Here is a 17,226-nt window from a genome sequence, read left to right on the forward strand (position 1 = left end):
GGAAAATCGTGCCGTAACCACTACGGTCGGCGGTGTCAACGGGCCCTACGGTGACGGGGCCGCCGCCGTAGCCATCCGGCCGCCGTCTCTCGGGTTGTTCATATGTCGTTCACGCGATGTGACCCAGTACACGCGCCCAGCGCCCGCCCGGTGCAGTCACCGAAACCATGAAGCGGTTGGCTGGCCAGGGCACCCGTCTTGTAGATTCGAACGAAAAGCGGGGCCCGGCAACCTCGCGGTATTCCACCGGCAACACGAGACGGAAAGATCGGCGGGCGAGGTCATGCGGCTCCGCGCACTTCTGGACACCGACTCCCTTGGCCTGCGGCTTCTCGGGGGCGAGGACGAACTGGACCGCACGGTGCGGGGGGTGATGACCACCGACCTGCGGGATCCCAGCCGCTACCTCAACGGGGGCGAACTGGTCCTCTCCGGCCTGGCCTGGCGGCGGGAGCCCGAGGACTCGGAAAACTTCGTCCGGATTCTTGCCACGGCCGGAGTGGCCGGGCTGGCGGCCGGCGAGGCGGAGCTGGGCTCCGTCCCCGAGGACCTGGTGCTCGCCTGCGCGCGCCACCGCCTGCCGCTGTTCTCCGTCTCCGAGGCGGTCTCCTTCGCCTCGATCACCGAGTACGTCGTACGGCAGGTCTCCGGTGAGCGCGCCGGCGACCTGGCCGCCGTCGTGGACCGGCACCGTCGCCTGATGACGTCGGGCCCGGCGGGCGGCGGCCCCGAGGTCGTCCTGGACCTCCTCGGCTCCGACCTCGACCTGGCCGCCTGGGTGCTCTCCCCCACCGGACGGCGGATCGCGGGCGCAACGCCCGGGGGCGAGGCGGCGGGCGCGGAGGACACCGCCGGCACGGCGGACGGCGCGCGGCTGGCGGGCGAGCACCTGGCGGCGGCCCGCAGCGGGCGCCGCAGCCCGCACCGGGTCCTGCTCGGCAACACCACGTACTCCCTCTTCCCGATCCGCAGCGGCGGCCGCGACCTGCGCGAGACGCTGCTCTCGGACTGGCTGCTGGCGGTCGAGGCGGACGCCGGCGACTGGCCGGCGGAGCGGCTGGACCTGCTGCACGGCGTCACCCAGCTGATCGCCGTCGAGCGGGACCGGCGCGACGCGGCCCGTACGGTGCGCCGCCGGCTCGCCCAGGAGGTCCTGGAGCTGGTCCAGACGGGTGCGCCGCCCGCCGAGATCGCCGCCCGGCTGCGGGTCGCCGCGCCCGTGTTGCTGCCGGGCCTCGGCACCGCGCCGCACTGGCAGGTCGTGGTCGCCCGCGTGGAGTGGGAGGGCGGCGATCTCCCCGGCGGCCCGGTCGCCCAGTCCCTCCTGGAAGAGATCCTGGTCGACCCCGGGGCCGCGGGGCCCGACCCGGCCGACCGGATCGCCGTGGCGCACACCGGGGACGAGGCGGTCGCGCTGGTACCGCTGCCCGCCCTGCACGACGACGACTCCGACGCCAAGGCCGAGGGGCTGCACGCCGGCGCGCTGCTCGCCGCGGTCCAGGAGCCGCTCTCCCGCGGGCTGGCCGACGACGGCCGGCTCACCCTCGGCGTGAGTGCCGCCGTCCACTCGGCGGAGGGCCTGCGCGGCGCGCTGGAGGAGGCCCGGCACGCCCGCCGGGTCGCGGCGGCCCGGCCCGGCGCGGTGTGCGCCGCCGGCCACGAGGAGCTGGCCTCGCACGTCCTGCTGCTGCCCTTCGTCCCCGACGACGTGCGCCGAGCCTTCACCGCCCGGCTGCTGGACCCGCTCCGGGACTACGACCGGCGGCACCGTGCCGAGCTGATCCCCACCCTGGAGGCGTTCCTGGACAGCGACGGCTCCTGGACCCGCTGCGCCGGCCGCCTCCACCTGCACGTCAACACCCTCCGCTACCGCGTCGGCCGCATCGAGCAGCTCACCGGCCGCGACCTGTCCCGCCTGGAGGACAAGCTGGACTTCTTCCTGGCCCTGCGGATGACGTGAGGACCGTTCCGGCCGAGGACGTGACCGCCCCGCGGAGGACATGAGCGCGGGTGGCGCCGGGGGCCGCGTGCCGGGCCCCGCACACCCCCTGATCACGGCTCGATAAGGTTTTCCCATGGCGATGACGGACGGGCCGGAGGCGGCCGCCGAGCCGGGGCCGGCGGAAGCGGCGGCACCGGACTGGCAGGCGCCGAGCGAGGTCGAGCAGCAGCTGTACGACGCGAAGGCGCGCGGGGACTGGTCCGCGTACTTCGACGTGCTGGCCCGTACCGAGCTGTACATCGCCGACTCCCGGGCCGCGGCCGACGCGCACCCGGGAACGGTGCGCTTCCAGCCGTACTGGGACCAGCGGACCGGGACGCCCTGCCTGGCCGCCTTCACCACCGGCATGCTGCCCGCGCCCGTCGCCGACCCGGTCTTCTGGTCCGGCTCGCTGGACTGGTACGCGCGCAACTGGGAACCGCACGACCCGCCGTGGCTGGCCGTCAACCCCGGCAGCCCGTGCGAGGCGTACTTCCCGGCCTCGCCCGAGCACCGCGCCCTGTGGCAGCGGCACGCCGCGGCCGCCGCCTCCGCCCAGGAGGAGCCCATCAGGCTGCGCGCGCTGCACCTGGGCGGGCCGCTGCACGGCCCGGTGGCGCACGGACTCGCCTGCGGGGCGCTGCTGTTCGTCAAGAACGGCCAGCCGTGGAACGCCATGGCCCACCACGGCCGGGGCTACTACCCGGAGAAGAAGCAGCTCGCCGAGTTCTGGGGCGTCACCGACCGGGCCGGCTGGCAGCAGTCCCAGGAGCGGCTGATCGCCGCCGACATGGTCAGCGAGGTCTGGGAGTTCGCGCTCGCCGTACGGCGCTCCCTCGCGCTGGACTTCGCGGGCGCCGTCAGCGTGGACCACTGGCGCGGGGTGGCCGAGCGGGTGCTGCGGCACAACGCGGCGAAGGGCGCCGAGGTCAAGATCGGCCCGGAGGGCGTGACGAAGACCGAGCCGCCCGGCGAGGCGGAGGTCGCCTCGCAGGTCGCGGGGGTGCAGCGGCTGATCGGCCGGATCGCCCGGTACGAGGCGCGGTTCCGCGCGGACGGTGTGCTGCCGGAAGGGAAGTTCGTCCGCTCCACCGAGGCGTGGGACTACGGGCGCGCCTCCGGCATGGCCCGCTGGGGGCTCGGCGCGCGCTACTGCGACCTCCAGGAGGCGGAGCAGGCCGTGCTGCGGGCCGGCCGGGCGAGCCGGAACGCGTACCGGTCCTGGGAGGACTTCTCGGCCGGTTTCATCCTCGGCCGCTGCCTGCAGTTCGACGAGGAGGAGTTCGGCCACTGGTACGGGGACATGGTCACGGCGCACCGCATCCTGACCACCGACCCGGCCAGCCCCTGGCGGAACATCCCCTGGGAGTGACGCCCCGCCTCCGGTGACGCACGGCTCTCGACGCGCACGTCACCCCGCGCGCGTCCCCGCGCCCGCCGCGCACCCCCCGATCCGGTGGACCGGACCCCGCCAGGCGTCCACTGCCGCCTCCTGCAGCGGGACCGGGCGACGGGATCATGGGGCGGCCGGCGAGCGGCGGACGGCGCGCGGCCGACGGCACGACACCACGTCACTCCTTCGAGCGTATTTCGCGTGACGCCGCTGTGCCGATCGAAGCGCCAGGTCACGGCATTCCAGGACGGACCGCCCGGCCCGTACGCCCCACCGGAGAGCCGCGATCCGCTCTCCTAGCGGCTCAACTCCGCCCCGTACACGGCCCGTGGGAGATTGTGAAATCATTCACCCAGCCCCTTGGCCCCACGCCGAAATTCGTGCTGAGATTCGCCCACTGCTTCCAGTCCAGGCTCAAAGGTGCGCTCGGGGAGGGCAATGTGGCGGATACCGCCATGCCGGAATCTGCGGAATCCGACGGCTCCGAAGGGACCGTCGAACGACTGCCGGTGCCGGGGGCACCGGTGACGGGACTGCCGGCCGCGCGGACGGCCGAGGGAGCCGCCGACGAGGACGGCCCACTGGACCGGGCCGTGTGGCGACTCCGCTCCCGCGGCTGCTGGGAGGACGCGGCCGCCCTGCTGGAACCGCACGCCGCCGCGCACGCGCCCGCCGCGCTGCGCCGCGCCGCGCTTCTCGTGGAGCGCTCCATGTTCACCTGCGCGGGCTGGGCCGAGGCCGAGGACGCCCTGCGGTACGCCGAGGCCCGCGCGGCCACCGACGACGAACGCGGCGACGCGGCCTGCGAGCGCGGCCATCTCGCCTACGCCGCCACCGTCCTGGGCGTACGGGACCGCGCCGACGAGGCGCGCGCGGCACTCGGCCGCGCCGCCGCCCTGCTGCCCCCGGCGGCGCCGGGACGCGCCCTGCTGGACTTCCGGCGCGGCCTCATGGCCGAGCACCTCGCCGACAGCCCGCAGTCGGCCCGCGCCGCCTACCGCCGCGCGCACGCCGCCGCCACCGCCCACGAAGACCCGCTGCTGCTCTCCTTCACCTGGCGGCACCTGGCCGGACTCGCCCTCCGCGACGGCGAGTTGGCGGAGGCCCGGCACGGCTTCGCCGAATCCCTCCGGATCCGCGAGGAACTGGGCTACCTCATCGGCACGGCCCCGGCACTCGCCGCCCTCGCCGACGCCGCCCCCGAAGAGGAGGCCCCCCGCCTCCGCGCCGAGGCCGCCCGCCTCTTCCGCCTCATGGACGGCGTCCCCACCTGGCTCGCGGACCACCTGCCGACGGCGGCATAGCACGGCTCCGCCGGGCGCCGTGGAGGCGCCCGGACGGCGCGGGCTCAGTGCGGGAAGCGCGTGCCCGTGAGGTGGTCGCGGAGGATGCGTTCGGCGAGGGCCGGGTCCTGGGCCGTGAGGGCGTCGAGGAGGGCCATGTGGTCGGCGGCGTCGGCCAGGAGGTCGGCGACGCCCGCCGTAGCGCCGCCGCAGGGCCAGCCCGTGCGGCGGTGCAGGTCGTCGGCGACGAGCATCAGCTGCCGGTTGCCGGTCAGGTCGAGGAGCGCGCGGTGGAAGGCGCGGTCGGCCTCCGCGTACGCCACGCAGTCACCGTGGCCCGCGGCCGTGACCGTCGCGGCGGCCGCGGGGCGCAGCTCCTCCCAGCGCTCGGGCGGCAGGGCGCGGGCCAGCCGCAGTACGGCCGGCACCTCCAGCATCGACCGGACCTCGGCCAGTTCGGCGAGGTCGCGGGGGGTGCGCTCGGCGACCCGGAAGCCGCGGTTCGGCACCACCTCGACCGCGCCCTCGACCGCGAGCTGCTGCATCGCCTCGCGGACCGGGGTGGGGGACACGCCGAAGCTCTCGGCGAGCGCGGGCGCCGAGTAGACGGCGCCGGGCGCCAGCTCGCCGGAGAGCAGGGAGTCGCGCAGTGCTGCCAGGACCTGCGCGCGTACGGAGTGCCGCTGGGGCTTGCGCACGGTCGCGGCGGGGGGCGGCGCGGCCGCGGCGTGGATGCGGGCCGCGGGCTCGGAGTCCGCGCGGGGGCCCGGCGTGGCCGGTACCCGCTGCGCGCCGTCCGCGTCGGCGGGGTGCCGCCCGCGCACCGGCTCCGCGCGCCCCTGAGCGGGCACGCGGGCGCGTATCCGCGGGGGCTGCTCCGCCGCGCGCTGCTCCATGGGTACCTCCTGATGTCCTTGTGCACCATAGGCGGCCCCCGTCGCAGGTCAAACCTCGCAGTCTTCCGCTAAGGTAAGCCTTACCTGCCAACGACAGCGATTCGGTGGTCCCTCGCATGGCTTCTTCCGCGCTCGCCGCCCCGCCGTCCACTTCCCCCGTGACCGGCGCGTATGCCCGGCTCACCGAGGTCTTCCCCCATCTGCGGATCACCGAGCTCGGTCCGGAGGACCCGGCCCCGACGGGCGAGGGCTGGACCGGCGCGGCGGAGCTGGCGGCCGGCGGCGCGGCCCTGGACGCGTTCCTGGCCTGGGACGACGCGCAGGTGGTCGAGAACTACGGGAAGCAGGCGCGCCCCGACGTGGTCGCCAGCTTCGGCCTGCACCGTTACGCCTGGCCCGCCTGTCTGCTGATCACCATGCCGTGGTTCCTGCACCGCCGGGTGCCGCGGCTGCCCGCCGGCGCCGTCTTCTTCCCGCGCGAGATGGGCCACGCGGCGGTCCGCATCACCTCCTTCGCGTGCCTGCCCGGCGACCCGGCGGCCGAGCTGCCGGGCGCCGTGGTCGTCGCCGACGAGGAGGCGCTGCGCGCCGAGGTGCGGTCCGCCGTCGCCGAACACCTCGCGCCCGTACTGGACGGCTTCCGCCCCCGCGTGCGGCGCGGGCCGCGCGCGCTGTGGGGCATGGCGACGGACGAGATCGTCGAGGGCATGTGGTACCTCGGCCATCTGCTCGGCGAGGAGCCGCGCGCGGTGGCCGAAGTCGAGCGGCTGCTGCCGGGCGCGACCGCGCCGTACGTGGGCGGCGCGGGCTTCCGCGAGCTGACGGGGCCGGCCGGGGAGAAGCTTCCGACGCGGGACCGCGCGAGCTGCTGCATGTTCTACACGGTGCGTCCGGAGGACACCTGCGTCACCTGTCCGCGTACATGTGACGCGGACCGGGTCGCGCGGCTGACCGCGAGCGCCTGACTCCGAGCCACTCCTCCATCCGCACCCGATCGAGCGGCGAAAATCGAACTCAACTGCCACCCCTCTCAAGGGTGTACGAACAGTTCACCCCTCCCGGCGGGCCCCGGCGCCTCCTTGGCGTTCTCTTGCCCCGAAAACCCCTGCGGAACCGGCCGACTCCGCCAGGATGTCGCGCGAAAACGCGTACCGCGATGCACAAGGGGTCCCAGATGGCAATGACGGACATATCGCTGGACTGGCTCATTCCGGGAGCCCTGCTGCTCATCGGTGTCTCGGCAGCCGTCGCCGTGGTCCTGCGCGGCAAGCGCGGCCCGGCGAAGACGACGGCCGACGACTCCTGGGAGCGCAGCGAGGAACGCCGGCGCCGCAAGGAGGCCGTCTACGGCTCGGCGGCCTACCTGCTGCTCTTCTGCTGTGCCGCGGTGGCCGCCGCGCTCTCCTTCCACGGCCTGGTCGGCTTCGGCCGGCAGAACCTCAACCTCTCCGGGGGCTGGGAGTACCTGGTGCCGTTCGGCCTGGACGGCGCGGCGATGTTCTGCTCCGTTCTGGCGGTGCGCGAGGCCAGCCACGGTGACGCGGCGCTCGGCTCCCGGATATTGGTGTGGACGTTCGCGGGCGCGGCCGCGTGGTTCAACTGGGTGCACGCGCCGCGCGGCCTGGACCACGCGGGCGCCCCGCAGTTCTTCGCGGGCATGTCCCTGTCGGCCGCCGTCCTCTTCGACCGCGCGCTGAAGCAGACCCGCCGGGCGGCGCTGCGCGAACAGGGCCTGGTGCCGCGGCCACTGCCGCAGATCCGCATGGTGCGCTGGCTCCGCGCGCCGCGCGAGACCTTCGCGGCCTGGTCGCTGATGCTGCTGGAGGGCGTACGGAGCCTGGACGAGGCGGTCGAGGAGGTACGCGAGGACCGGCGCGAGCGGGAGCGCACCCGGCGCCGCCGCCGCGAGCACCGGAAGCTGGACCGGGCCCGGGTACGGGCGCTGAACCGGCAGCACCGATGGGGCCGCGGCGCCCGTCAGCTGCCGGCCGTGGACGCCGGGCGGCCCGCCGCGCAGCAGTCCGAGGCCCCGGCCCTCGAAGGCCAGGCGGTCGGAGTGCCGGCAGCGGGGGGCCGGGCCGCCGAGAACCCCGCACTCGACGGCCCGGCGGCCGATGACGGGACGGTCGCCGGTGACACGCTCCGGTCCCGTCCCACTCTGAAGGCCGTGGCCGGCCGTACCGGCAGCGGTGCCGAGCGGTCCGGCGGGCGGACCGTGGACCTCACCGCCGAGGACGACACGCAGACGCTCCCGCGGCTGGACTCCCTGGAGGAGAAGCTCGCCGAGATCGAGCGGCAGTTCGGCTGAGCGGACCGTGGCCCCGGGCCACGGCGGGGGGGGGGGGGGGGGGGGGGGGGGGGGGGGGGGGGCGGGGGGGGGGGGGGGCGGGGGGGGGGGGCGCCGCCGCCCCCCCCCCCCCCCCCGCCGCCGTGTGCCGGTGCGCGGCCCGCGCGTACGGGAGGTACGGAGAACGGCCTTCAGGTCCCCGTGCCGCCCAGTTCGAACCACACGCACTTGCCGACTCCGTGCATCCGTATGCCCCAGGCGTCGGCGAGCGAGCGCACCAGCATCAGTCCCCTCCCCGAAGTGCCTTCGGTGGTCGGTCTGCGGGACCGCGGCCGCCGGGACACGAAGTCCCGCACCTCCACCCGCAGACGGTCGGTCACCGTGGCGGTCACCACGGCCCCCCGGTCGGTGTGCACCAGAGCGTTGGTCACCAGCTCGCTGATGAGCAGCTCCGCGATGTCCGACCTGCCGGTCTCCCCCCAGTGGAGCAGCAGATGACGCAGGTCCTTGCGGACTTCCGCGACCGCCGTGAGGTCGGCGCGGCGCAGCCGACGCCGGATGGCCCTCGGCCGCTGCCCCTCGGTCCATGTGTCGATGCAGGTGTCGGCGGGCCCGATGACCGGCCCGCCGCCCCGTCCGTGCACCTGCTCGCCCCGTACAGGCTGACGATTCATCCTCCCCGCCCCGAGCGTTCCCGTGTCGCCGATCTTCCGGGCGACCTCACGGCGAACCATGCCCACCGGGCGACATGCCAAGCTTCACCCCGTGCTCCCGCATATGCCATGGGATGCCCGTTTGGTACCGACCAAGGGCCGGTCCGGCGGTCATGACAAGGGCGGCAACCCGGCGGCGGTGCGGTCGTCCGTAGGACCAATTCGCCCCCGCTGCCGACCGGTCCGCTGCCGCAGCCGGTGCTCCGCCTCCCGGTGGGCCGTCGAGGGAGCGGGTCCGCCGACCGGCCCGGTACGTCTACGCCCGCGTCTGCGCGGCTACGGCGGGCCGTCGCACCCCGGAAGCCCCTGACGTCTTCTGCCATCGCCGGGCACAGGTGCGGGGCATGCGCCCCGCTGGCGGTGACGGCTCACATGCGCGGGATGTTGCGGAGATTGGACCGGGCCATCTGCACCATCCGGCCCACTCCGCCGTCCAGCACGATCTTGCCCGCCGAGAGCGCGAACCCGGTCACCATGTCCGCGCTGATCTTCGGCGGGATGGACAGCGCGTTCGGGTCGGTGACGACGTCGACGAGCGCGGGACCGTTGTGCTTGAAGGCGTCCCGCAGCGCCCCGCGGAGCTGCTTGGGCTTCTCCACCCGGACGCCGTACGCGCCCGCCGCCCTGGCGATGGCGGCGAAGTCGGGGTTGTGGTTGTCGGTGCCGTACGAGGGCAGCCCGGCGACCAGCATCTCCAGCTCGACCATGCCGAGCGAGGAGTTGTTGAACAGCACGACCTTCACCGGCAGGTTGTGCTGCACCAGGGTGAGGAAGTCGCCCATGAGCATGGAGAATCCGCCGTCGCCCGACATCGAGACGACCTGCCGCCGGCGGTCCGTCAGCTGCGCGCCGATGGCCTGCGGCAGCGCGTTGGCCATCGAGCCGTGGGTGAACGAACCGATGACGCGGCGGCGCCCGTTGGGGGTGAGGTACCGCGCCGCCCAGACGTTGCACATGCCCGTGTCGACCGTGAAGACCGCGTCGTCGGCGGCCTCCTCGTCGAGCACGGAGGCGACGAACTCCGGGTGGATCGGCACGTGCTTGTCGACCTTGCGGGTGTACGCCTTGACCACGCCCTCCAGCGCGTCGGCGTGCTTCTTCAGCATCCGGTCGAGGAACCGGCGGTTCCTCTTCTCCTCGACCAGCGGGGTCAGGCAGCGCAGGGTCTCGCGTACGTCGCCCCAGACGGCGAGGTCCAGCGTGGAGCGGCGGCCGAGGTGCTCGGGACGCACGTCCACCTGCACGATCGGCACGTCCTTCGGCAGGAAGGCGTTGTACGGGAAGTCCGTGCCGAGCAGGATCAGCAGATCGCACTCGTGGGTGGCTTCGTAGGCGGCGCCGTACCCGAGCAGACCGCTCATCCCGACGTCGAAGGGGTTGTCGTACTGAATCCACTCCTTGCCGCGCAGCGCGTGGCCGACCGGTGACTTGATCTTCTCGGCCAGTTCCATGACCTCGGCATGGGCGCCCGCCGTACCGCTGCCGCAGAACAGCGTGACCTTGCCGGCCCCGTCGATCATGCGGGCGAGCTGCGCGATCTCCGCGTCGCCGGGGCGGACGGAGGGCCGCGAGGTGACCAGCGCGTGTTCCTCGGCGCGCTCGGGCGCCGGCTCTCCCGCGATGTCGCCGGGCAGCGCGACCACCGAGACGCCGCTGCGGCCCACCGCGTGCTGGATCGCGGTCTGCAGGACGCGCGGCATCTGCTTGGTGCTGGAGATCAGCTCGCAGTAATGGCTGCACTCCTGGAAGAGCTGGTCGGGGTGGGTCTCCTGGAAGAAGCCGGTGCCGATCTCGCTGGAGGGGATGTGCGAGGCCAGGGCCAGTACGGGGGCCATCGAACGGTGCGCGTCGAAGAGGCCGTTGATGAGGTGGAGGTTGCCCGGCCCGCAGGACCCGGCGCAGGCCGCGAGCCGGCCGGTGATCTGGGCCTCGGCCCCGGCCGCGAACGCCGCGACCTCCTCATGCCGGACCTGCACCCACTCGACGGCCGAGGTGCGACGGATGGCGTCGACGACGGGGTTCAGGCTGTCGCCGACGACTCCGTAGAGCCGCTGGACCCCGGCCCGCGCCAGGATGTCGACGAACTGCTCGGCCACGGTCTGCTTCGCCATCGCGCGCACGCCCTTCGGGTGGGGATCAGTGGCTCGCGCCGCCGGCGGGGGTTTGTCCGCCTTTGCGGCATCGGGTCGGTTCTACCACTCTTCCCCGGGGCGGCCCCGGAAGGCGTGCTGCGGGGCCGCCGCGTCCCCCGGCTGCCCTTTCAGCCGTCCCAGACCGCCGCGGCCGTCCGGTCCTTCGCGTGCCCCTTGAGGCGCAGCTGGGCGTCGGCCAGGAAGGCGGCCAGCCCCGGCGGCTCGGTCTCGGCCCACCGCCCGGCCAGCCGCGCGGCGAAGTCGGGCGCCTCGCGCAGCGGCTCGGCGAGGCCCGCACTGCACAGCAGCAAGGTGTCGCCGGCGCGTGCCACGGAGGCACGGAAGCGGAACGGTTCACCGGCCGCGCCGGAAGGCCCGCCGAGCGCCGGACCGTCCGCCGTACCGGTCCCGTCGGCCGACGCACCGGCCCCTCCGGCCGCCTCGGTCTCCCCGGCGCTCTCGTGGGCGCCCGGCGCCCCGGTGACGCCGAGGTTCATCGTCGGGTCCGGGTCGGCGAGGCCGCGCTGCGCCGGGATGCCGGGCCGCCGCGTGCCGTATCCGACGACCGGCCCGCCGGTCGCCTCCTCCGGCGGCAGTGGCGGCTCCAGGTCCTGCCAGACGCCGTCCCGGAGCCGGAAGAGGCCGCCCCCGCCGACGCCGAAGAAGACCCGGGTGCGGCAGGCCGGATCGGCGGGCAGCAGCAGGCAGCGCAGCGACGCGGTGTACGCGTGCGGCTCCAGGCCCAGCTCGGCGGCGCGGGCCCGCAGCCGGCCGTAACCGCGGTCGGCGAGCCGCTGCAGCCCGGACTTGAGGGCTTCCCGGCGGCCGGAGCGGATGTCGTCGGCCAGCCGGGCGCCGGAGCGGCCGACGGCGGCGCCGATCCACCGGCAGGCGTCGCGGGCGGCGCGGTGACTCTCGGGCGAGGCGTGCGCGCCGGAGGCGACCGCGACCAGGATCAGGGTCTGCCGCCCGGCGCCGAAGCGGGCGGTGAGCAGGGCGTCGCGGCGCGGGTCGCCGCGGTAGCGCGCCGAGTCGCCCCGTACGGAGGCGGCGCGCAGCGTGAGCGTGCCGTACTGCGCGCCGTCCAGCTCGGTGTCCGGGACCAGCCCGGCGAGGTCGGCCGGGTCGGCGGCGGGCAGCGCGACCGGCTCGGCCGCGTACGGGGGCGGCCGGTCCCCGACGAACTCCACGGTGGGCAGCGGCACGGGCGGCGCGAGAGCGGCGGCCCCGGCGACGGGCGCCGGACGGGCGGCCTCCGGGCGGCCGGTCACCGGCTCCGGAGGGCCGGCCACCACCTCTGGGGGCCCGGTCACCGGCTCAGGGACCTCTTCAGCGGCGAGCGGCGGCCCCGGCACCGGCCCGGCCGCTTCCGGCGGCCCCGTGATCGGCCCGGCACCGGCGGCACCGACCGCGCGCAGGGCGGAGTCCACGCGGTCGTCGAGCGAGTCGGGCGCGGCCGAGGGGCCCGCGTCGACGGGCTTGCCGTCACCCGCTTCGTACAGTTCGTGCCACCAGTCGTCCTCGTGTCCGCGTGTGTCCCCCTGCTGGCTCATGCCCCGTATTGTCCATCGCGGGTGGGCCGGGAAACAGTGCACGAACGGGTGCTCCGCGAACGCATCAGCGGACCGCGGCGGCGTCCTCCAGCGTGAGCAGCGCGCGCTTGCGGTCCAGGCCGCCCGCGTACCCGGTGAGCGAGCCGTCGGCGCCGATGACGCGGTGACAGGGGCGCAGCACCAGCAGCGGGTTGGCGCCGATCGCGGTGCCGATGGCCCGTACGGCGGGCCGGGAGGCCCCGATGCGCCGGGCGATCTCGCCGTAACTGACGGTCTCGCCGTACGCCACGCCGTCCAGCGCCGCCCAGACGCGCTCGCGGAAGGCCGTGCCGCGCGCGGCCAGCGTCAGGCCGAACTCCCGGCGCTCGCCCGCGAAGTACTCCTTCAGCTGCCGCTCCGCCTCGGCGAAGGCGGCCGGCTCGCGGGTCCAGTCCGGCGCGGGCACGACGCCGCCCTTCTGCTCCGGGACGGAGAGGGCGGTCAGCACCGTGCCGCCGGGGGCACCGGCCGACGCCTCGCCCACCAGGGTCAGCCGGCCGAGGGGGCTGTCAAGCTGCGTGTAGAGCGGCATGGTCGCAGACGTCCTTCTGGTCGTGGTCTTCGGATCCGGGTGCGGCACCGGTACTGAGGCCGGCGTGCCGGAGGTACTGGAGGGCGTACGAGCGCCACGGCCGGTGGTCAGCGCCGGCGGGGGCGAGGCCGGGCGGGCCCACGTCGGGGTCGCCCAGCGCGCGCCGCCTGATGACCGCCGCCGCGGCCGGGCCGACGCCCGGGAGCGCGGCGAGGGCGCGTTCGGCGGCGTCCCGGTCCGCGCCCGCTTCGAGGTCGACGGCGCCGTCGGCGAGCGCGGCGCACAGGGCCCGCACCCCCTCCCCCGCGTCGGCCGCCACCAGCTCGGCCGGGGCCGGAAAGAGGTGGGTGAGCGTGCCGTCGGGGGCGTCCAGGGGCTTGCCGTACGCCCGCACGAGGGCGGCGGCGCGCTCCGGGGGCCCGCCGAGCACGGTCCGTACGGCCAGCTCGGCCGGGTCGGCCGCGCCCGGCGAGCGCAGCCCGGGGCGGGCGGCGACCAGCGGCCGGAGCAGCGGGTCGGCCGCCAGCCGGGCTGCGACCGCGTACGGGTCGGCGTCCAGGTCGAAGAGGCGGCGCAACCGCTGGTTCGCGGTCGGCAGGTCGCGCAGGTCGGTGAGGTGCAGCCGGCTGTCGAGCCAGCCGGAGCCGGCCGGTCCGCCGGGCCTGCCGGGCCGCTCGTCGACCTCGGCGACGGCGGTGCCGTACGTGAGGCGGAGGGTGCGGCGGTACGTGCGGGTGCCGGGCCTGCCGACGATCTCCTCGATGCCGGGCACGGCCGCGGCCGCCAGGTCGTCGAAGATCTCCCGGGCGGCGTACGGGCCTCGGAAGGCCAGCCGGAGCGGGACGCCGCCGGGCGAGCCGCCGTTCCCCGGCGCCGCGTGGCCGCGGGCGCGGGCGCGAAGCTCGCTGGGGGTGGAGCCGTAGATCTCCCGCATGGTGGCGTTGAACTGCCGGACGCTGGCGAAACCGGCGGCGAAGGCCAGCTCGGTGACCGGCAGCGGGGTGGTCTGGAGGAGGATCCGCGCGGTGTGCGCGCGGCGGGCGCGGGCCAGGGCGACCGGCCCCGCGCCCAGCTCGGTGGTGAGCTGGCGCTGCACCTGGCGGGCGCTGTAGCCGAGCCGGTCGGCGAGGCCCGCGACGCCCTCACGGTCGACGACGCCGTCGTCGATGAAGCGCATGGCGCGGCCCACGAGGTCGGCCCGGACGTTCCAGTCGGCCGAGCCGGGGACGGCGTCCGGGCGGCAGCGGCGGCAGGCCCGGAAGCCGGCGCCCTGGGCGGCCGCGGCGGACGGGAAGAATCGCACGTTGACGCGCTTCGGGGTGACCGCCGGGCAGCTCGGACGGCAGTAGATGCCGGTCGTGACCACGGCGAAGAAGAACTCTCCGTCGAAGCGCGCGTCCCGGCTCGCCACCGCCTCGTACCTGCTGCTTTCGTCCATCACACCGTCCAGTGTGCGGGATCATCGGGACGGCTTCCGGCGGAAATCGGACATGGCGTCCGGGCCGCCCGCGTACGGGCGGCCCGGACCGCCCGGCTACCCCCGCATCCCCCGCTTCCGCTCGCCCAGGTGCCGGCCGAGCGCCTGCTTCTGCTTCCAGTCCCGGCGCAGCTCGGCGCGGAGCCGGGCGTCGGTCTTGGCGACGAGGCGCTGGTTCTCCCGGAGCAGCTTGCGGTAGCTGTCCAGGCGGCGCTCCGCCAGCCCGCCCGTGTCCACCGCCGCCAGCACCGCGCACCCTGGCTCGGACGTGTGCGCGCAGTCGTGGAACCGGCACTCGGCGGCCAGTTCCTCGACGTCGGTGAAGGTACGGGCGAGGCCGTCCTCGGCGTCCCACATGCCGACGCCGCGCAGCCCCGGGGTGTCGATCAGCACCCCGCCGGCGGGCAGTACCAGCAGGTCACGGGTGGTCGTGGTGTGCCGGCCCTTGCCGTCCCGGTCACGTACCGCGTGCACGTCCTGCACGTCGGTGCCGATCATGGCGTTGGCGAGGGTGGACTTGCCGGCGCCGGACCGGCCGAGCAGGACGGCGGTGCCGCCGGCCAGCGCCGCGGCGAGGACGTCCAGGCCCGCTCCGGTGGCGGCACTGACGCCCACTACCTGCACGCCGGGCGCCGCGCCCTCGGTGTCGGCGACGAGATGGGCCAGGCCAGCCCCGTCCGGCACCAGGTCGGCCTTGGTCAGAGCGACGAGCGGGGTGGCGCCGCTCTCCCAGGCCAAGGACACGAAGCGTTCGACGCGTCCGAGGTCGAGGGGTTCGGCGAGCGAGACGGCGATGACGGCGGTGTCGAGGTTGGCGGCCAGGATCTGGCCCTCGGACCGCTTGGAGGACGCGGAGCGCACCAGCGCGGTGCGCCGCGGGAGCAGCGCGCGGACGACGGCGTCCGGCCCGCTGCCGGGATCGATGACGGCCCAGTCGCCGGTGCACGGGACCTTCAGCGGGTCGCCGGTGGCCACGAGCGCGGTGGAGGCGAGGACGGTGCGGACGCCGTCGGCGTCGGGCACGACGGCGTCCACCCGGCCGCGGTCGATGCGCACCAGGCGGCCGGGCAGCAGGCCCTGCCCGGCGAAGGGGGCAAAGCTCTCCGCGAACCCGTCGTCCCAGCCGTACGACGACAGCGGGCTCGACGAGGACGCGGCAGATGCATCAGAGGAGAGAGACAAGGGAAACCCTTCACAAGGGCGACCCCGGCACTGCGCGCCACGGAGGGCGCGGAAAGAAAAGTCGAAAGGGTCAGCCGGAGATCGCGGAAGCGGAACTGATGATCGTCCGAGTGCGGGCAGCACCCATCGCAAAGACAGCCATCGGTCACACCTCCTTCGTCCTCCACAGCCGAAACACACGCCGGCGAACAGCAATCGACCGGTCGTCGTGACGTGTGATCCCACCGTAGCCGTGCCACCGGCCGGCACGCCACGCAATTTCCGCGACCGGGCATCAGCCTGCCGCGCCGGAGTCAAGTACGGGAAGGCCGACCGCCTCTCACACGGAGCACCTGAGACGCCCCCACGCGAGGTTCTCCCCGCGCGCCGCCACGAAACTCCGTCCCTCCGCCGGTCCGGTGTGGTCCGGTGTGAACACCTCGCCGTCCAGCGTGCGCAGTTCGGCCCCGGCCTCGGCGGCCAGCAACGCCCCGGCCGGCAGGTCGACCCCCTCGGCGCAGTACCCCACGAACGCGTCGATCGTCCCCCGCGCCAGCAGCACCCACCCCAGCAGCGGCGCCCACAGCTGCAGCACCCGCCAGGACTCGCGCTCCAGTTCGGCACGTATCCGAGCAGCGGTCGGGTCACGGCCCACGCCGTACCCCTGCGTCCAGGCGACCACGGGCCCGGACTCGGGGAGGACCGAGTCCGGCCCGGTGAGCCGGCCGGCGGGGCCGTATGCGCCCCGGCCCGCGACGGCGTGGAAGGTGGCGCCGGTCACGGGCTCGTGGACGACGCCGAGGACAGGCCTCCCGCCGTCCATCAGACCGATGCCGACGGCGTACGCGGGCAGCCCGATGGCCACGTTGTTCGTCCCGTCGAGCGGGTCCACCAGCCAGGTGCGGCCGCCCTGCGGCCCGTGGTCCCCGGCCTCCTCGGAGACGATCCGGTCGTCCGGGAACGCCTCCCGCAACCGCGTCACGATGATCTTCTCGGCGGCGAGGTCGAGGTTCAGCACCACGTCCCGGCCGCCTTTGGCGTGCACGGTGTGCGCGGAGTGGAAGGATGCGGCGAGCAGGGCGCCGGCCTCCTCGGCGGCGGCCATGGCGGTGCGGCGTTCACGCTCCAGATCACCCGGCATGCAGCCTCCTCAGGGCGGTGCGCAGCAGTCGCGAGGTGTCGGCTCCGGCGCAGCGCCGCCGGGTGGTGGTGCGGCCCCGGCCCCGGGCGTCGACCGGGCCGAGCGACAGGTCCCGGCCGCCGGGGCGGGAGCGGCCCAGGACGAGGGTGGCGGCGGGCCCGTCCGAGCGGGAGGCGTGGAAGAGACCCGCGGGAAGACGATACGTTTCGCCTGCTGTGCACACGTGGGGCGGGCACGGCTCGCCATGCACCAGGGTGTCGGTGGGGTGCACTTCGTCCCTGCCGCCGGCCTCGCTGAGCACCTCGTATATCCGGTGCGTCGGCTCCCCGGACTCGGCCACGTCCATGGGCTCGTGCGCGACGCGCCCGTACAGGACGTGGCTGGTCAGGTCCCAGCTGTGGGCGTGGTGCGGTTCGACACCCGGCTCGGTGTCGGTGCCGTGGCCGAAGAAGTGGAGGCAGACGCCGAGTTCGCCGTCGCGGACGACGGGCAGGCACACGAAGCCCAGGGGGTGGTGGACGACGGGTACGTCAAGGGTCTCGGCCGACACCTGCTCCAGCAGGCGCGCGGAGTACGCGGTGGCAGCGGCGGCGGCCATCGGGCCGTCCAGCTGCTGTTCGAGGTCGTGGAAGTGCATG

14 protein-coding genes are annotated in these 17,226 nt (G+C 75.0%); 5 read left to right on the forward strand and 9 right to left on the reverse strand.

Annotated elements, in window-relative coordinates; all coding sequences use genetic code 11:
- Window positions 1-283: 283 nt before the first annotated feature.
- The 3 genes from ACIGQF_RS35355 to ACIGQF_RS35365 all read left to right on the forward strand — a co-directional run bounded on the left by ACIGQF_RS35355 (window position 284) and on the right by ACIGQF_RS35365 (window position 4,678).
- Window positions 284-1,960, forward strand: a complete 1,677-nt coding sequence (locus ACIGQF_RS35355; protein ID WP_399719165.1) for a PucR family transcriptional regulator — start codon at window positions 284-286, stop codon at window positions 1,958-1,960.
- Window positions 1,961-2,075: 115 nt separating this feature from the next.
- On the forward strand, window positions 2,076-3,353 hold the full coding sequence (locus tag ACIGQF_RS35360; protein ID WP_399719168.1) for a DUF1266 domain-containing protein: 1,278 nt from the start codon (window positions 2,076-2,078) through the stop codon (window positions 3,351-3,353).
- Between the two features lie 476 nt (window positions 3,354-3,829).
- The gene (locus ACIGQF_RS35365; protein WP_399719171.1) at window positions 3,830-4,678 is read left to right on the forward strand and encodes a hypothetical protein; all 849 of its coding nucleotides are present in this window, start codon (window positions 3,830-3,832) and stop codon (window positions 4,676-4,678) included.
- 44 nt (window positions 4,679-4,722) lie between these two features.
- On the opposite strand, the gene ACIGQF_RS35370 is transcribed toward ACIGQF_RS35365, so the two are convergent.
- On the reverse strand, window positions 4,723-5,553 hold the full coding sequence (locus ACIGQF_RS35370; RefSeq protein ID WP_399719174.1) for a GntR family transcriptional regulator: 831 nt from the start codon (window positions 5,551-5,553) through the stop codon (window positions 4,723-4,725).
- A gap of 116 nt (window positions 5,554-5,669) precedes the next feature.
- Here ACIGQF_RS35370 and ACIGQF_RS35375 point away from each other — a divergent pair, with 116 nt between their 5' ends.
- Both ACIGQF_RS35375 and ACIGQF_RS35380 read left to right on the forward strand, forming a co-directional pair.
- Window positions 5,670-6,518, forward strand: coding sequence for a (2Fe-2S)-binding protein (locus ACIGQF_RS35375; RefSeq protein WP_399719176.1), 849 nt, complete (start codon window positions 5,670-5,672; stop codon window positions 6,516-6,518).
- A 209-nt stretch (window positions 6,519-6,727) separates the two neighbouring features.
- Window positions 6,728-7,861, forward strand: a complete 1,134-nt coding sequence (locus ACIGQF_RS35380; protein WP_399719179.1) for a DUF2637 domain-containing protein — start codon at window positions 6,728-6,730, stop codon at window positions 7,859-7,861.
- A gap of 170 nt (window positions 7,862-8,031) precedes the next feature.
- On the opposite strand, the gene ACIGQF_RS35385 is transcribed toward ACIGQF_RS35380, so the two are convergent.
- The 8 genes from ACIGQF_RS35385 to ACIGQF_RS35420 form a co-directional block, all read right to left on the reverse strand.
- A complete protein-coding gene (locus ACIGQF_RS35385; protein ID WP_399719182.1) occupies window positions 8,032-8,514 on the reverse strand; it encodes an ATP-binding protein in 483 nt (160 codons plus the stop codon).
- A gap of 407 nt (window positions 8,515-8,921) precedes the next feature.
- Window positions 8,922-10,664, reverse strand: a complete 1,743-nt coding sequence (locus tag ACIGQF_RS35390) for a pyruvate dehydrogenase (RefSeq protein ID WP_399719185.1) — start codon at window positions 10,662-10,664, stop codon at window positions 8,922-8,924.
- Window positions 10,665-10,813: 149 nt separating this feature from the next.
- Window positions 10,814-12,238, reverse strand: a complete 1,425-nt coding sequence (locus tag ACIGQF_RS35395) for a protein phosphatase 2C domain-containing protein (protein ID WP_399719188.1) — start codon at window positions 12,236-12,238, stop codon at window positions 10,814-10,816.
- A gap of 64 nt (window positions 12,239-12,302) precedes the next feature.
- Complete coding sequence (locus ACIGQF_RS35400; protein WP_399719191.1) at window positions 12,303-12,809, reverse strand: methylated-DNA--[protein]-cysteine S-methyltransferase; 507 nt, start codon at window positions 12,807-12,809, stop codon at window positions 12,303-12,305.
- Complete coding sequence (locus ACIGQF_RS35405; RefSeq protein ID WP_399719404.1) at window positions 12,787-14,247, reverse strand: bifunctional transcriptional activator/DNA repair enzyme AdaA; 1,461 nt, start codon at window positions 14,245-14,247, stop codon at window positions 12,787-12,789. The genes ACIGQF_RS35400 and ACIGQF_RS35405 overlap by 23 nt, the downstream gene beginning before the upstream one ends.
- Window positions 14,248-14,343: 96 nt before the next feature.
- Window positions 14,344-15,468 (reverse strand): ribosome small subunit-dependent GTPase A, encoded by a 1,125-nt coding sequence (rsgA, locus tag ACIGQF_RS35410; RefSeq protein WP_399719194.1) that lies wholly within the window; start codon window positions 15,466-15,468, stop codon window positions 14,344-14,346.
- A gap of 319 nt (window positions 15,469-15,787) precedes the next feature.
- Window positions 15,788-16,588, reverse strand: a complete 801-nt coding sequence (locus tag ACIGQF_RS35415) for an inositol monophosphatase family protein (protein ID WP_399719197.1) — start codon at window positions 16,586-16,588, stop codon at window positions 15,788-15,790.
- Entirely contained in the window at window positions 16,578-17,225 is a 648-nt protein-coding gene (locus ACIGQF_RS35420; protein ID WP_399719199.1) for a hypothetical protein, read from the reverse strand. Before ACIGQF_RS35420 ends, ACIGQF_RS35415 begins: the two co-directional genes overlap by 11 nt.
- Window position 17,226 lies beyond the last annotated feature (1 nt).

Origin of the sequence: Streptomyces sp. NPDC053560, assembly GCF_044544605.1 — a bacterium.
Lineage (GTDB): Bacteria > Actinomycetota > Actinomycetes > Streptomycetales > Streptomycetaceae > Streptomyces.

Excerpts from the sequence above, each read along its gene's own strand:
- ACIGQF_RS35405 (WP_399719404.1), bottom strand. The coding sequence starts at position 14,247 with ATGGACGAAAGCAGCAGGTACGAGGCGGTGGCGAGCCGGGACGCGCGC.
- ACIGQF_RS35420 (WP_399719199.1), bottom strand. The coding sequence starts at position 17,225 with ATGCACTTCCACGACCTCGAACAGCAGCTGGACGGCCCGATGGCCGCC.
- ACIGQF_RS35365 (WP_399719171.1), top strand. The coding sequence starts at position 3,830 with ATGCCGGAATCTGCGGAATCCGACGGCTCCGAAGGGACCGTCGAACGA.
- ACIGQF_RS35370 (WP_399719174.1), bottom strand. The coding sequence starts at position 5,553 with ATGGAGCAGCGCGCGGCGGAGCAGCCCCCGCGGATACGCGCCCGCGTG.
- ACIGQF_RS35380 (WP_399719179.1), top strand. The coding sequence starts at position 6,728 with ATGGCAATGACGGACATATCGCTGGACTGGCTCATTCCGGGAGCCCTG.
- ACIGQF_RS35355 (WP_399719165.1), top strand. The coding sequence starts at position 284 with ATGCGGCTCCGCGCACTTCTGGACACCGACTCCCTTGGCCTGCGGCTT.
- ACIGQF_RS35385 (WP_399719182.1), bottom strand. The coding sequence starts at position 8,514 with ATGAATCGTCAGCCTGTACGGGGCGAGCAGGTGCACGGACGGGGCGGC.
- ACIGQF_RS35395 (WP_399719188.1), bottom strand. The coding sequence starts at position 12,238 with ATGAGCCAGCAGGGGGACACACGCGGACACGAGGACGACTGGTGGCAC.
- ACIGQF_RS35360 (WP_399719168.1), top strand. The coding sequence starts at position 2,076 with ATGGCGATGACGGACGGGCCGGAGGCGGCCGCCGAGCCGGGGCCGGCG.
- ACIGQF_RS35375 (WP_399719176.1), top strand. The coding sequence starts at position 5,670 with ATGGCTTCTTCCGCGCTCGCCGCCCCGCCGTCCACTTCCCCCGTGACC.
- ACIGQF_RS35400 (WP_399719191.1), bottom strand. The coding sequence starts at position 12,809 with ATGCCGCTCTACACGCAGCTTGACAGCCCCCTCGGCCGGCTGACCCTG.
- ACIGQF_RS35390 (WP_399719185.1), bottom strand. The coding sequence starts at position 10,664 with ATGGCGAAGCAGACCGTGGCCGAGCAGTTCGTCGACATCCTGGCGCGG.
- ACIGQF_RS35415 (WP_399719197.1), bottom strand. The coding sequence starts at position 16,588 with ATGCCGGGTGATCTGGAGCGTGAACGCCGCACCGCCATGGCCGCCGCC.